This is a genomic window from Geomicrobium sp. JSM 1781026, assembly GCF_041949955.1.
Lineage (GTDB): Bacteria > Bacillota > Bacilli > Bacillales > Marinococcaceae > Geomicrobium_A.
In genome coordinates, this window is the sequence record NZ_JBHFQF010000010.1 from 50,892 (window position 1) to 63,243 (window position 12,352).

Sequence of the window (12,352 nt, forward strand, 5' to 3'; positions counted from 1 at the left end):
GGAGAATTGTGACACAAACAACTAGGCAGCTTAGGGGAAAGGTTGTGTGCGAATTGGCGAAAGTTATTGCCATCGCGAATCAAAAAGGCGGCGTCGGCAAAACGACCAGCTCTGTGAATTTAAGTGCTTGTTTGGCATACATAGGAAAGCGTGTACTGTTAGTTGATATTGATCCACAAGGAAATGCAACGAGTGGGACAGGAATCGAGAAAGGTGATGTGGACCAGTGCGTATACAATCTTCTCGTCGATGATGTAGACGTAAACACAATCATTTATTCAACAGCTGTTGAAAATCTTTCCGTTGTTCCGGCTACGATCCAACTTTCGGGAGCAGAAATTGAACTCGTTCCGACGATTTCACGTGAAGTGCGTCTGAAAAAAGGACTCGCAGCGGTTAATGATCAGTTTGACTATATTATTATTGATTGCCCCCCTTCACTTGGACTATTGACGATTAATGCGTTGACTGCAGCGGATGCCGTATTGATCCCTGTACAATGTGAATACTATGCCTTGGAAGGGTTAAGTCAGTTGTTAAATACCGTTCGCCTCGTTCAAAAGCATCTGAATACGCACCTTGAAATTGAAGGCGTTTTATTAACGATGTTGGATGCGAGAACAAACCTCGGGATCCAAGTGATTGAAGAGGTGAAGAAGTACTTTAGAGATAAAGTATTTAAAACCATCGTTCCCCGCAGTGTTCGTCTCGGTGAAGCACCGAGTCACGGGATGCCGATCGTTCTTTACGATCCAAAGTCGCGAGGAGCGGATGTGTATTTAGAACTGGCAAAGGAAGTGGTTACTGGTGCCTAAAGGATTGGGCAGAGGATTGAATGCGTATTTTCCTGATGAAAGCAAAGGAGACGATGTGCAAACAATTGCTCTTAAAGAAATGCGTCCGAACCCGTATCAGCCCCGTAAAACGTTTGATGATCATGCCATTGAAGAGCTTGCCCAGTCAATTGATGAACATGGGATCTTGCAACCTTTGCTCGTACGAAAAAGCATTAAAGGGTACGATATCATCGCAGGAGAACGCCGGTATCGCGCAGCCAAACATGCAGGGCTAGATGAGGTTCCCGTCATTGTGAAAACACTCGATGACAAAGAAATGATGGAAATTGCCCTTATAGAGAATTTGCAGCGTGAAGACTTAAACCCGCTTGAAGAGGCTATGGCTTATGAGAAACTACAAAAACATTTAAAAATTACTCAGGAGCAGCTTGCAAAAAAGGTCGGCAAAAGCCGTCCACATGTTGCGAATCACCTGCGCCTGTTACAGCTCCCTGAAGTCGTGCAAACCGAGATTTCTGAGCAACGGTTATCGATGGGTCATGGACGGGCTTTGCTCGGCATCAATCATGAGGAACAGATGCCTGAGGCGGCTTATATGGTCATCGATCGTCAGTTAAACGTTAGACAAACGGAACAACTCGTTCAAGAGATGAATGAGCGGAACAATAAACCAAAGCGAACAAAAGAAAAAGCAAAACCGATATTCATTCGGGAACAAGAGCATCTACTCCAAACGTATTTCGGAACATCTGTACAAATCAAAAAAGGGAAACGTAAAGGCAAAATCGAAATTGAATTTTTATCAGATGAAGATTTGGACCGGATTCTTTCTCTCCTCGACCAACAAGAGGACGGTGAATAATGGGTTTTGTAGGTTAGGAGCCACACATGGTATTGCTTGGAACACTTGTAAATGGAGCGGCGATTCTATTCGGATCGCTGCTCGGTTTACTTTTAAAACGAATTCCAGAACGAATAAAAACGACGGTCATGCAGGCGCTTGGTCTTGCCGTCATCGCCCTAGGCATATCGATGTCTTTAGAGGGAGAACAGTTTCTAATCACGGTTGCTTCATTAGCGCTCGGCGCACTTTTAGGCGAATGGATGCGCATAGAGGAGCGTCTTAACGATGTGGGAACGTGGCTTGAGAAACGTGTCGGAAGCGGCGGCGGAGAATCTCAGTTCGCGAAAGGCTTCGTCACGGCTTCTCTCGTTTACGTTGTTGGTGCCATGGCCATTCTAGGCGCCCTCGACAGCGGGTTGCGTTTAGATCATAGCTTGCTTTATACGAAAGCGATGCTAGACGGATTCACCGCTGTGCTTTTCTCCTCCATTTTCGGCATTGGCGTCCTATTTTCACTCGTTCCCGTCGTTTTGTACCAAGGAGGGATTGCATTACTTGCAGGTCAGATCGATCAAATCGTCCCAACAGCAATGCTCGATGAATTTATCATTGAAATGACTGCTGTCGGCGGCATTATGATTATCGCCATCGGTTTAAAAATTCTTGGCATCTTGCATATCAAAGTCGCTAACCTACTGCCAGCATTGCCGATCGTATTTCTGCTCGTGATGCTCGTATATGTATTGTAGACGGGGTCAAACGAAACCACCCATAGAGCTTTGTATGGGTGGTTTTGTTTTGGATTAAAGATAAGATCGGGGGTGTGCCGGAGTGCAGGTAATTGACAAGAAAGTGTACGCTTTCGCCACCGGAGTGCACATAATCGACACAGAAGTGCACGCTTTCGCCACGGAAGTGCACATAATCGACACAGAAGAGCACGTTTTCGACACGGAAGTGCACGTAATCGACAAAGAAGAGCACGTTTTCGCCATCGGAGTGCACGCATTCGCCACGAGAGTGCACGCTTTCGACATCGGAGCGCACGCATTCGACAAAAGAGTGCACATAATCGACACCGAAGCGCTGAAGAATTCCCCCCTCCTCATTACCAGATTTTTCATATTCAAAGAAGGGTAAAGGGGATTAAGGAGGGGGTAATTCTATGGCAAAAGCGATTTTTGGATCAACATTAATGATTGTTGCCACGATTCTCTTTATCGGAACGTTTATTACGACGGCGATTGCTTCAGGCGGCGGTGTGGATATTACGGAGATGATCTATTCCTCGATGTGGAACGCTTTCCCTGTGCACATCGTTGTCGCAAGCATCGTATTTGCATCTGGGCTCGGATTATTGGTGTATGAGGTCTTTCGTAACAAATCTTAGCTTCGTAGAGAGACGTTTTCTAGCGGTAAGCGACGACATACCAATAAATATTTACGCAAATGAAACAGACGGCAATCGTCAAAAAGATGACGGTTGTCATCGCCCACACACCTAGCACGGTGCTTGCGGATAACATGAAGAAGAACATAACCGCGTTGAAGAATATCCCGAAACCGGCAGCGATACTCATAACGTGTTTCATCGGCAATACACCGAGGCGATACGGGATGAGTAGCAGCGCATACAGAAAGGTAATCATGAGGATGGCTGACCACATGCCCCAGTCTCCGAATTGATTGGCGTTCGGCCCATAAGCCGCTAAAGGGGTTAACGTCGCGGCAACGGTAAGGGTAATAAAGAGAAATAATGATACAAGTGTTAGGTTTGTTGTTGATTGCATGCTGATCAGCTCCTTATGTTCATTATATTAAGATTTCTTTCTTTTTTCCATTCGTCCAGGGGCGGAGCTAAGTCATTGAAAAAATCAGTCTAGAGGCGTATACTTACTCGGATATATCCTTGATAACATACAAGGTTCGCCCTCGGTGTGGCTTTTCAATAGAAAGAAGGAGTAGTATGGGGAAAATCATCAATGACTATCGCACGTTTGGTGTGCGTTACTTTATGAAACGTATAAGTTTGTTCATTATTGGCTTAATGGTCATGGCCTTTGGTGGCAACCTAATGATTCAATCAACGATGGGAACAGCGACGTGGGATGTGTTGCATATAGGTCTTGCCAATTTGACCCCTTTATCGATCGGTGCTTGGGTACAGATTGTCGGACTATTTATGATTGCCATTGCTTGTTGGTTGGAGAGGGAGTGGCCGCAAATCGGTAGTCTTTTAAACATCATCCTTGTCGGTATGTTTTTAGATTTATGGCTGTTACTCCCATTGCAAGAATTATTCAATGCAACGTGGCAATCGGTGATTATGTTATTTCTAGGCATTGTTGTTATTGGTTTAGGCTCCGGCATGTATGTCTCATCTCGCCTCGGTGCGGGTCCACGTGACGGGGTTACATTAGCGGTTGCTTCAAGGACCGGTTGGTCCGTTCGACGCGTTCGGACAAAACTTGAGATGCTTGCGCTCCTCATTGGCTGGCTCATTGGTGGTCCGGTTGCATTCGGTACATTTCTGTCTGTCTTTTTAATCGGCCCGGTCATGCAGGCATCGCTAGAGTTTTGGCGTTCTAGAGTACAAGTTTGGGAAAATGATGCAGTTGCTCGCCAACATCCACATACATTTACTGCGTAAAACTACAGCGAACGACGGTGTAGTTTTTTGTCTAATTTGTAAGCGATTTCATTACTATCCTTTCGGGAAAAAGGATGCTACACTTATGGGTAGTGTAATTGAATTCTAACTTTTCGAAACTTTGGGAGTGAATTGGGATGGCACAGAAAGCGGCGAAAGACCAACAGAAAGAACTTTTGAAAAAAGACCAAAAGCATTTTCTTCATCCAACCTCGAATCCGAAACAACAAGCAAAATCAGGTGCTTCAATTGTACTTAAACGAGGCAAAGGTATTTATGTGGAAGATATTGAAGGGAAACGTTACATGGATGGCCTCTCTAGCCTTTGGAACGTTCATATTGGCCATGGAAATGAAGAGCTTGCAAATGTTTCTTACGAGCAAATGTCTACGCTTGCCTATGCGAGCTCCTTCAAAGGATATTCAAATCCGGCTGCAATCGAATTGTCAGAGGAGCTTGCTAATATCGCCCCAGATAAATTAAACAGTGTATTTTACACTTCTGGAGGTTCAGAATCGAACGATACCGCGTTTAAACTGTCGCGTTTTTATTGGGAACAAGTAGGCAAACCCGAAAAGAAGAAGATTATTTCGCTAGAGCGCTCATATCACGGGGTAACGGTAGGGGCACAGTCGGCGACACATTTACCAGCATTCCATTCGTTTTCGGGATCATACATGAACGGGATGTTTCATGCGCTACCTCACCTCACTGATTGTGAGCGGGGAAACACTTCTGCTGACCATTATGAACAAAGCATTCGTGGCATTGTTGAAAGGGAAGGCGCAGACACTGTAGCTGCTGTCATTTTGGAACCGATCCAAGGGGCGGGTGGCATTTATGTTCCCCCTGCAGGATATCTTGAGGCGGTCCGGAAGTTGTGCGATGAGTTCGATATTCATTTGATTGCTGATGAAGTGATTTGTGGCTTTGGTAGAACAGGCAAAATGTTTGCGGTTGAACATTGGGACGTGACTCCTGATTTTCTAAGTGTTGCAAAAGGGATTACGAGTGGGTATGCACAGCTTGGTGGTGTCTTGATCCACGATACGATCCAAAAAGAAATCGCGAATTTTGACGGGGTACTCGCTCACGGTTTCACGTATAGTGGTCATCCTACTGCTTGTGCGGTCGGATTAAAAAATATCGAAATCATTGAACGTGAAGGCCTCGTCGAGCGGGCGGATGAGATGGGCAAAGTGTTAGCGGATCGACTTGAGCAAATCGTCACCGCTCATTCGACTGTAGGTTTAACCCGAGGAATGGGATTGCTCCGCTCTATTGAACTATTCAAAGACTCAAAGTCATTCGAGCGTTTTGATCCGAATGAAAATGCTGCAGAACGTGTGTATCAAGCATGTTTTGATCGGGGATTGCTTCTACGTACATCAGGCGGAAATGGCGTGAATATCATTCCGATGGCGCCGCCTTTAATTATTACGGAACCAGAAATCGATGAACTTATCGATCGCCTAGACGCTGGACTTACCGCTTTTGAAAGCAGCCTTTAACAATATGAAAAACAAGGCCCATTCGTTCTTCGCGAATGGGTCTTGTTTTTGACTTCACGTAGCGTTGAGAGGAGATCGCTAATGCAATTCTTTGGTCGGGGCAGTAAGAGATTCCCCATGTACGGGCAACGGGCACGTGCGAGAACGCCTCATCGTTGAATGACTGTTAAGAAGTCGATCGGCTTTTAGAATCCCTTCAGCGGTCCACTCTGCCATTTGCATGACAAAATGCAAACGTGTATTTTGTAGAATAACAAATTCCATCATCCCCCCCACATTGACCGTCCCTGTTATGTGCATGTCTCCTGCAGTAGGCAACACCTTTTTGACAGCACTTCCCGGGCGAACGGGCCCCGAAGCAAAGGTCACCCGGCCAACACTATCTGACCTGCCCATGCTTGCGTCAATGGCAATGACGAGGGCGCCGTGATGGAGCAGTTTGATTTCCTTTAGTGTCTCCTCAAGGTTTAGCGCATGGACGGGGTTTTGCAATGTTCCATAGACCGTCATCCGCTTGGAACTATTTTCATGAATGATCGTGCCGACTAACGGTCCGAATGCGTCACCGGTGGAACGGTCTGTACCGATGCAGATAAAGACAATGTGGTTCTTTTGCGGAGAGCGTTGCAACTGTTCGTAAACGTGTTCAGCCAGTTGATCGCTTCGGTCTTGCTGCTCAATATAATAGTGATGATGAAATGATTTTTCTTTGAAAAAAGAGAGCTTGATGGACATACCTTCCCCTCCTTCAACATACTAGTCCCAGTATAGGAGTTTTTTTAGAAGTCTATACTTGTGCTTCTGTAAGGGAGAGAAGGCAATGGTCGGTAGAGGGTTAAAATGGATGCTTTTACTTACAGGAACAATGATTGGCGCCGGTTATGCGTCTGGTCGAGAGATTTGGCAGTTTTTCGGTGCAGATAGCGGTGTTGCGATTATTTTGTTCAGCATGCTTTTTATGATTTGTTCTTATACGGTTCTTAAATTAAGCATCTCACTGCGGGCAGAAAATTACGTAGTCGTGCTGGAAACACTTCTCGGTAAACGACTTTCAAAAGCGTACGACAAGTTAATTATTTTATATTTATTTTTAACGACGGGAATTATGATCTCTGGCGGGGGCGCAACATTGGAAACGTTTGAACTTCCATATTGGTTCGGCATTGCGCTTATGTGTATTTTGTTAACGGTGTTATTCATCTGGGACTTGGACGGGCTTACATCGGTAAACAACTTTTTGACACCGGCATTGATTGCTGTATTGATCGTCATCTTAATTTTCTTTCAAATGTCAAGTGAGGGCGGGTTTGTGCTAGAGTGGGGCTCCCAATCGAACTGGCCGTCTGCAATTACGTTTACCGCATTAAATTTATTGCCAATCGTTGCGGTGTTGTCGGCCATTGGCACAAAAATTGAGCATCCAGGAGAAGTGTGGATTGCGACAATTGGCAGCGGACTGATTCTCGGTGGAGTGAGTTACTTATACAACCAATCCCTCTTAAAAGTGGCTGATGATATCATTCTTTACGAAATTCCTTTGTTCTCCATTTTAAGTAATTACCCGTATTTACTCGTCATTGCGATGACAATCCTTTTATGGACGGCGATCTTTACGACAGCTGCCGCAAACATCCTCGGTCTCATCAGTCGGTTTCGTCACGTGCTCAGCAGTCCAGGATGGCTGTTAACGATTGTTATTTTACTACCGCTACTCCCGATGACGACGTTTGGCTTTTCTACGCTCGTTGCCTTTTTGTATCCACTATATGGGATGTTAAATCTTTACTTGCTCGGTTCGGTGTTACTCTACCCGTTTTTAAATGATCGATACCATCGGCTTCGGTAGGATATACCAGACAAATATGGTATACTGATGAGTGCTTCCGTTTACTCGGAAGCTTTTCTATGTTTACACTAGTTTTCTAATAGATAAGGAGGGTGAACGACTTGTCGGATCAAGGTTTTGGGTTACACGATGTCGTGGAAATGAAAAAGCCTCATCCGTGTGGGACGAATCGTTGGAAGATTATCCGCATGGGCATGGACGTAAGGATTAAGTGTCTCGGGTGTGATCATAGCGTCATGATTCCGCGCAAAACATTCACCCGTAAAATGAAGCGCATTCTAGAAGTTGCACCACGTGATTAAGACTGAGAGGAAGTGGCAGTACGATGGCTTTAACTACAGGCATCGTCGGCTTGCCGAATGTCGGCAAGTCGACGCTCTTTAATGCAATTACACAAGCGGGGGCAGAAGCGGCAAACTACCCGTTTGCAACGATCGACCCTAACGTCGGGATTGTTGAAGTGCCGGACGAGCGCTTGCACGTCTTAACTGAACTTGTGAACCCGAAGAAAACGGTACCGACGACATTTGAATTTACTGATATTGCAGGTATTGTTGAAGGGGCGAGCAAAGGAGAAGGACTTGGGAACAAGTTTCTTTCTCATATTCGTGAAGTAGACGCTATTACCCACGTCGTCCGCTGTTTTGATGATGATGACATTACGCACGTATCAGGCAGTGTTGACCCGCTCCGTGACATGGAAATCATTAACTTAGAACTCGTTCTAGCTGACCTTGAAACCGTGAGCAAAAGGCTAGAAAAGGTAAATAAGCTCGCAAAAACAAAAGATAAAGTGGCACTTCAAGAACAAGCCGTACTCCAAAAGATTGTAAGTGCATTAGAAGACGAAAAGCCAGCGCGTTCAGTTGATTTAGATGATGATGAGCGCAAAATGGCAAAAGGCTTTCAACTTTTAACATTGAAACCTGTTTTGTATGTCGCAAATGTGAGTGAAGAAGATTTGCTTGCGGGATCTGACAATCACTACGTCGCGAAGGTGAAGGAACGAGCCGCTGAAGAGAATTCAGAAGTCATTTCAATTTGCGCGAGCATTGAAGCAGAAGTGGCAGAGCTTGAAGGGGAAGACCGACAAAGCTTCCTCGAAGACCTCGGCATTGAAGAAGCGGGGCTGGATCGTTTAATTCGAGCGGCTTATGCACTGCTTGGACTTGCCACATATTTCACAGCCGGCGAGCAAGAAGTTCGTGCTTGGACCATTCGCCAAGGTACGAAAGCGCCACAAGCAGCAGGTGTCATTCATACTGATTTTGAGCGTGGCTTTATTCGAGCGGAAGTCGTCGCATATGAAGACTTAAAAGCATTAGGCACGATGACGAAAGCAAAAGACGCTGGAAAAGTACGACTCGAAGGAAAAGAATACGTCGTCGTCGATGGCGATGTCGTTCATTTCCGCTTTAACGTGTAAATAGGCTCACCAAAAACCATCGTCACGATGGTTTTTGGTTTATTTAATTGGAGGTTATGATGGAAACGCTTATGGAAGTAGCAAAAGCCATTGCCGATACGTACGATACGCACCTTCCTTATGCTGAGCTTCTGCTCGTTGGTGGATCGGTGGCTAGAGGTAGAGCAGACGAAGATTCGGATCTTGAACTCAATGTGCTCTGGAAAAAACCACCTTCAGACGATGACCGGTTAAAGCCGATCGGTGTGCATAAGGGGACGTTACTAGAGTTCTATCCATTTGAAGAAAATGAATGGTCAGAAAGTTATGAAATAAACGGACTGAAGATTGAGATGAGTCATTATTTAACAGAATACGCGATGCAAACGATTGAGGACGTGCTCGTCCAGTATGATCCTGCCATCGATAAACAATGGCTTATTTCCAGTATTCAAGATGGTATTGCACTTGGAAATGAGGAATGGTTTCATCATTTGCAACAGCGTGTGATGTGCTACCCGGAAGGGTTGAAAAACGTGATGATCGCCCGTTTTAGCAAGCTTTCAAATACGTGGAACCATCGCGATGCGCTCTTTCAACGAGGGGATTGGTTTGTGTTACGGCAAGTAATGGGGGATGTTCAGCGCCAAATGTTGGCGCTTGTGTATGCTGTGAACGGCCGTTATGTTGAGCATCCGTATTTCAAGTGGAATTCACTGATCATAAAGGAAATGACAAGAAAGCCAGACGGTTTTGAAGAGCGACTGGCCTCGTTGTACACCCTTCCGTTACAAGAGGCCGTCCGTGAGCTTGAATGTTTGTGGTCAGAAGTGGAACAGTTGACTCGCGGGGGCGCTTATGAATGACAAAATAATTGAACATTCTGCCCGATTGTTTGGTGCGAGTCCTGATCATTGGCGATGTATCGGAGGGTTTCACAACAATGTGTTTTTAAGTCGTCAAAATGATATCGTGTTAAAATTTTTCAAAAAAGACAGTGAAGATGTGGACGCTTTACGTAGGCAGGCGCATGTCATGGAGATTGTGCGTGAAGAGGGTGTGCGTACGCCAAAACCGATTCGTTCAATGAATGGCATGACGGTTGAAACGGTGGAGCACTTGTACGTAATGGCTACAGAGTTTGTATTGGGAGAGCCTCTCGAAGGGTTTGAACAGAAACCGCTACAAATTCAACAGTTTGGGCGAGTGCTCGGGAGGTTACATGAAATCGCAAAGAGGCATACAAAAGTGTTTCAGTCATATCCGCTAGCATGGGATCATGATATTTCGCACCGACAGTTTACGATCGGTATTGATCAAGAGATCCAACAAAAATGGCAAAGTTATATGGAAAAGTTGCAGAACCTTCCTAAAGATGCGACTGTGTATGGACTTGTCCATCATGACTTGCATCATGAGAACTTGCTCATCTGTGACGGCGGAATGACAGTTCTTGATTTTGGCGATCTTCGCCTAAGTTGGTTCGCTTATGATGTGGCGATTCCCATTTACCACGCCACCGAGCACGGCCAGTTTCGTGGAGGCATTGATGCCTCCACGTACCGACAGTTTTTCAAGCCCCATTTTATAAAAGGGTACCGTATGGAAACACACATGAGTGAAGATGTGGAGCAGTGGATTGATTTTTTCTTATCGTATCGGCGCATCTACTCTTATTTGTATTTCTACGATGTGCTCACGCCCGAACAGTTAAAACCATCGACGAAACAAGCTTTGGCGAAAATGAAAGAGAACATTCTAAATCAAGAATAATGGAGACGTGCTTTTGCAGAAGAATCGTCAGCGAGGGAGCGCTCAGCAGTTGCTTTGACGAGACCGCGGGGCTTGCCCATGCGCGAATACACGGATTCGTAAGCGCCTGCCCGCACGTCATACGTCTCATGAAACACTCCGACGGCTTCGCTTTTGGCGGCTTTCTTGTAGAAGTCAATCCAAGCACTTTTATGGGTGTGCCCGTGCGCATAATCAAGTAGCTGATCTGTGCTTTCCCAATATTGTGTCAACACAATGGTGCGCCCGCTGACAGCTGTGTCGTGAGATAAGAAGCCAAGGGAACGGTCAGTATACAGTTCTTTCATCATCGGTGGCATCGCCATGAATACGGGCCACCAGCTTTTTATATTCCACCATTTATTTACCCTCATCCCGATAATAAATACGACGATGTCCCCGTCATGATCTGCCGTTACTCGCTTTTGCATTTGATTTCCCCCTTTGTTTTTTGACACCAGAGTAGTTCAGCTTGTGCGATTTCTTTGCCGTAATTTAAGGTGTACATCCAAAATTCTGATTCGTCGTTGTTGCAAATATTCGCTTCAATTTGTTCATAAACGTCAAGTTTTGCTTGTAGAAGCTCCGCTTGTTCCTCTAGATGAGCGACTGCCTGATGCCTCGTCATTTCGGTTCCGAAGAACAACTTTACGAGCAATTCGTTTTTCACGACACTTGTATCATGGATCGGCGTCTCGAGCCACCGATGAAGCATGCGCCTGCCTGTAAGTGTGATCGTGTATTGCTTCTTTTCCGGGGCGCCTTCAGTTCTCACAACCGATTGTGTCGCATACCCCTCCTCGACGAGTACTTTTAATGCAGGATAAATTTGCCCATAACTCATTTTCCAAAAATGTTGAAAGCTCGCATCCATCAAATTTTTGATCTCGTAACCGGTTTGACAGCCGGTCGTCAAAATGCCAAGAATGATCCATTTCGTTTCCGTTTTCACTAGCAACCTCCATATATCTTTGTGATATGTATCTTAAAGATATATGGAGGTTTCGAAAAAGTCAAATATTTTTCGGTGGAGACTAAGAAATCATTTTTATAGAGTGGCGTAGGTGGGGAAAGCGGCTATGAGATTTTTGAAGGAGGAAATGATTAATTATATAGGGGCAATCGGATAAGTACTGGCTATGGGAAGATTTCTAGTTTCAAAGGTAAGATTTTCAACGATATACCTCGTAAGACGATGAAAATCCCACCATATCAGATTCAATGGGGGAGATTTCCGTGCTATAGGCCGCCTTGGGTCTTGTTTTGCCCATCTTCCTCAGTGTCATTGCCTTTCGTTTAAAAGAACAGCAACCAACGATCGATTCTTCTAAAACAGCCACGTACTCAACTTGCTCACGCAATCGATTGCGTTTCCAGCATTAAATGGCGGAAATATGAAGGATCTCAGTAATAGATTGCATCGTTTATGTGAGCGTAACGAATAATTTTTTATCGTTGCAGGAAAATGTCTCACATTGGCGAACTAAATTAGGTATAAAGGTATAAAG

16 protein-coding genes are annotated in these 12,352 nt (G+C 45.2%); 12 read left to right on the forward strand and 4 right to left on the reverse strand.

The annotated features are described in order from the left end of the window. Positions 1 to 53 precede the first annotated feature (53 nt). The 5 genes from ACE1TF_RS16690 (at position 54) to ACE1TF_RS16710 (ending at position 3,031) form a co-directional block, all read left to right on the forward strand. Complete coding sequence (locus ACE1TF_RS16690; protein ID WP_042402336.1) at positions 54 to 815, forward strand: ParA family protein; 762 nt, start codon at positions 54 to 56, stop codon at positions 813 to 815. After that, complete coding sequence (locus ACE1TF_RS16695; RefSeq protein WP_375018462.1) at positions 808 to 1,659, forward strand: ParB/RepB/Spo0J family partition protein; 852 nt, start codon at positions 808 to 810, stop codon at positions 1,657 to 1,659. Before ACE1TF_RS16690 ends, ACE1TF_RS16695 begins: the two co-directional genes overlap by 8 nt. A gap of 26 nt (positions 1,660 to 1,685) precedes the next feature. Beyond that, the gene (locus tag ACE1TF_RS16700) at positions 1,686 to 2,390 is read left to right on the forward strand and encodes a DUF554 domain-containing protein (RefSeq protein WP_042402290.1); all 705 of its coding nucleotides are present in this window, start codon (positions 1,686 to 1,688) and stop codon (positions 2,388 to 2,390) included. An 82-nt stretch (positions 2,391 to 2,472) separates the two neighbouring features. Next, complete coding sequence (locus tag ACE1TF_RS16705) at positions 2,473 to 2,781, forward strand: hypothetical protein (protein WP_375018464.1); 309 nt, start codon at positions 2,473 to 2,475, stop codon at positions 2,779 to 2,781. Positions 2,782 to 2,806: 25 nt separating this feature from the next. Continuing rightward, positions 2,807 to 3,031 (forward strand): hypothetical protein, encoded by a 225-nt coding sequence (locus ACE1TF_RS16710; protein ID WP_375018466.1) that lies wholly within the window; start codon positions 2,807 to 2,809, stop codon positions 3,029 to 3,031. 19 nt (positions 3,032 to 3,050) lie between these two features. Here the strand turns inward: ACE1TF_RS16710 and ACE1TF_RS16715 are convergent, their stop codons facing one another. Next, the gene (locus ACE1TF_RS16715; RefSeq protein ID WP_152549083.1) at positions 3,051 to 3,431 is read right to left on the reverse strand and encodes a DUF5391 family protein; all 381 of its coding nucleotides are present in this window, start codon (positions 3,429 to 3,431) and stop codon (positions 3,051 to 3,053) included. A gap of 176 nt (positions 3,432 to 3,607) precedes the next feature. Here ACE1TF_RS16715 and ACE1TF_RS16720 point away from each other — a divergent pair, with 176 nt between their 5' ends. Both ACE1TF_RS16720 and ACE1TF_RS16725 read left to right on the forward strand, forming a co-directional pair. After that, positions 3,608 to 4,291: a YczE/YyaS/YitT family protein gene (locus tag ACE1TF_RS16720; RefSeq protein WP_375018468.1), complete on the forward strand. Its 684-nt coding sequence runs from the start codon at positions 3,608 to 3,610 to the stop codon at positions 4,289 to 4,291. A gap of 137 nt (positions 4,292 to 4,428) precedes the next feature. Beyond that, complete coding sequence (locus ACE1TF_RS16725) at positions 4,429 to 5,802, forward strand: aminotransferase family protein (RefSeq protein WP_375018470.1); 1,374 nt, start codon at positions 4,429 to 4,431, stop codon at positions 5,800 to 5,802. Positions 5,803 to 5,880: 78 nt separating this feature from the next. On the opposite strand, the gene yyaC is transcribed toward ACE1TF_RS16725, so the two are convergent. Next, positions 5,881 to 6,537 carry a spore protease YyaC gene (gene yyaC, locus ACE1TF_RS16730; protein WP_375018472.1) on the reverse strand — a complete coding sequence of 219 codons (657 nt, stop codon included), beginning with the start codon at positions 6,535 to 6,537 and terminating at the stop codon, positions 5,881 to 5,883. Positions 6,538 to 6,622: 85 nt separating this feature from the next. Here yyaC and ACE1TF_RS16735 point away from each other — a divergent pair, with 85 nt between their 5' ends. From ACE1TF_RS16735 to ACE1TF_RS16755, 5 genes are all read left to right on the forward strand, one after another. Continuing rightward, on the forward strand, positions 6,623 to 7,648 hold the full coding sequence (locus tag ACE1TF_RS16735; RefSeq protein ID WP_042402303.1) for a YkvI family membrane protein: 1,026 nt from the start codon (positions 6,623 to 6,625) through the stop codon (positions 7,646 to 7,648). 101 nt (positions 7,649 to 7,749) lie between these two features. Next, positions 7,750 to 7,950 carry a DUF951 domain-containing protein gene (locus ACE1TF_RS16740; protein WP_042402305.1) on the forward strand — a complete coding sequence of 67 codons (201 nt, stop codon included), beginning with the start codon at positions 7,750 to 7,752 and terminating at the stop codon, positions 7,948 to 7,950. 23 nt (positions 7,951 to 7,973) lie between these two features. After that, the gene (gene ychF / locus ACE1TF_RS16745) at positions 7,974 to 9,074 is read left to right on the forward strand and encodes a redox-regulated ATPase YchF (protein WP_042402306.1); all 1,101 of its coding nucleotides are present in this window, start codon (positions 7,974 to 7,976) and stop codon (positions 9,072 to 9,074) included. 59 nt (positions 9,075 to 9,133) lie between these two features. Beyond that, positions 9,134 to 9,919 (forward strand): DUF4037 domain-containing protein, encoded by a 786-nt coding sequence (locus ACE1TF_RS16750; protein ID WP_375018475.1) that lies wholly within the window; start codon positions 9,134 to 9,136, stop codon positions 9,917 to 9,919. Further along, positions 9,912 to 10,826 (forward strand): phosphotransferase enzyme family protein, encoded by a 915-nt coding sequence (locus ACE1TF_RS16755; protein WP_375018477.1) that lies wholly within the window; start codon positions 9,912 to 9,914, stop codon positions 10,824 to 10,826. Before ACE1TF_RS16750 ends, ACE1TF_RS16755 begins: the two co-directional genes overlap by 8 nt. On the opposite strand, the gene ACE1TF_RS16760 is transcribed toward ACE1TF_RS16755, so the two are convergent. Beyond that, a complete protein-coding gene (locus ACE1TF_RS16760; protein ID WP_375018479.1) occupies positions 10,817 to 11,275 on the reverse strand; it encodes a DUF4188 domain-containing protein in 459 nt (152 codons plus the stop codon). The genes ACE1TF_RS16755 and ACE1TF_RS16760 overlap by 10 nt on opposite strands. Next, a complete protein-coding gene (locus tag ACE1TF_RS16765; protein ID WP_375018481.1) occupies positions 11,260 to 11,796 on the reverse strand; it encodes a PadR family transcriptional regulator in 537 nt (178 codons plus the stop codon). The genes ACE1TF_RS16760 and ACE1TF_RS16765 overlap by 16 nt, the downstream gene beginning before the upstream one ends. Positions 11,797 to 12,352: the final 556 nt, after the last annotated feature.

Bases quoted from the DNA above. Each gene is read 5' to 3' on its own strand.
- ACE1TF_RS16700 (WP_042402290.1), top strand. From the start codon at position 1,686: ATGGTATTGCTTGGAACACTTGTAAATGGAGCGGCGATTCTATTCGGA.
- ACE1TF_RS16710 (WP_375018466.1), top strand. From the start codon at position 2,807: ATGGCAAAAGCGATTTTTGGATCAACATTAATGATTGTTGCCACGATT.
- ACE1TF_RS16715 (WP_152549083.1), bottom strand. From the start codon at position 3,431: ATGCAATCAACAACAAACCTAACACTTGTATCATTATTTCTCTTTATT.
- ACE1TF_RS16720 (WP_375018468.1), top strand. From the start codon at position 3,608: ATGGGGAAAATCATCAATGACTATCGCACGTTTGGTGTGCGTTACTTT.
- ACE1TF_RS16725 (WP_375018470.1), top strand. From the start codon at position 4,429: ATGGCACAGAAAGCGGCGAAAGACCAACAGAAAGAACTTTTGAAAAAA.
- yyaC (WP_375018472.1), bottom strand. From the start codon at position 6,537: ATGTCCATCAAGCTCTCTTTTTTCAAAGAAAAATCATTTCATCATCAC.
- ACE1TF_RS16735 (WP_042402303.1), top strand. From the start codon at position 6,623: ATGGTCGGTAGAGGGTTAAAATGGATGCTTTTACTTACAGGAACAATG.
- ychF (WP_042402306.1), top strand. From the start codon at position 7,974: ATGGCTTTAACTACAGGCATCGTCGGCTTGCCGAATGTCGGCAAGTCG.
- ACE1TF_RS16750 (WP_375018475.1), top strand. From the start codon at position 9,134: ATGGAAACGCTTATGGAAGTAGCAAAAGCCATTGCCGATACGTACGAT.
- ACE1TF_RS16755 (WP_375018477.1), top strand. From the start codon at position 9,912: ATGAATGACAAAATAATTGAACATTCTGCCCGATTGTTTGGTGCGAGT.
- ACE1TF_RS16760 (WP_375018479.1), bottom strand. From the start codon at position 11,275: ATGCAAAAGCGAGTAACGGCAGATCATGACGGGGACATCGTCGTATTT.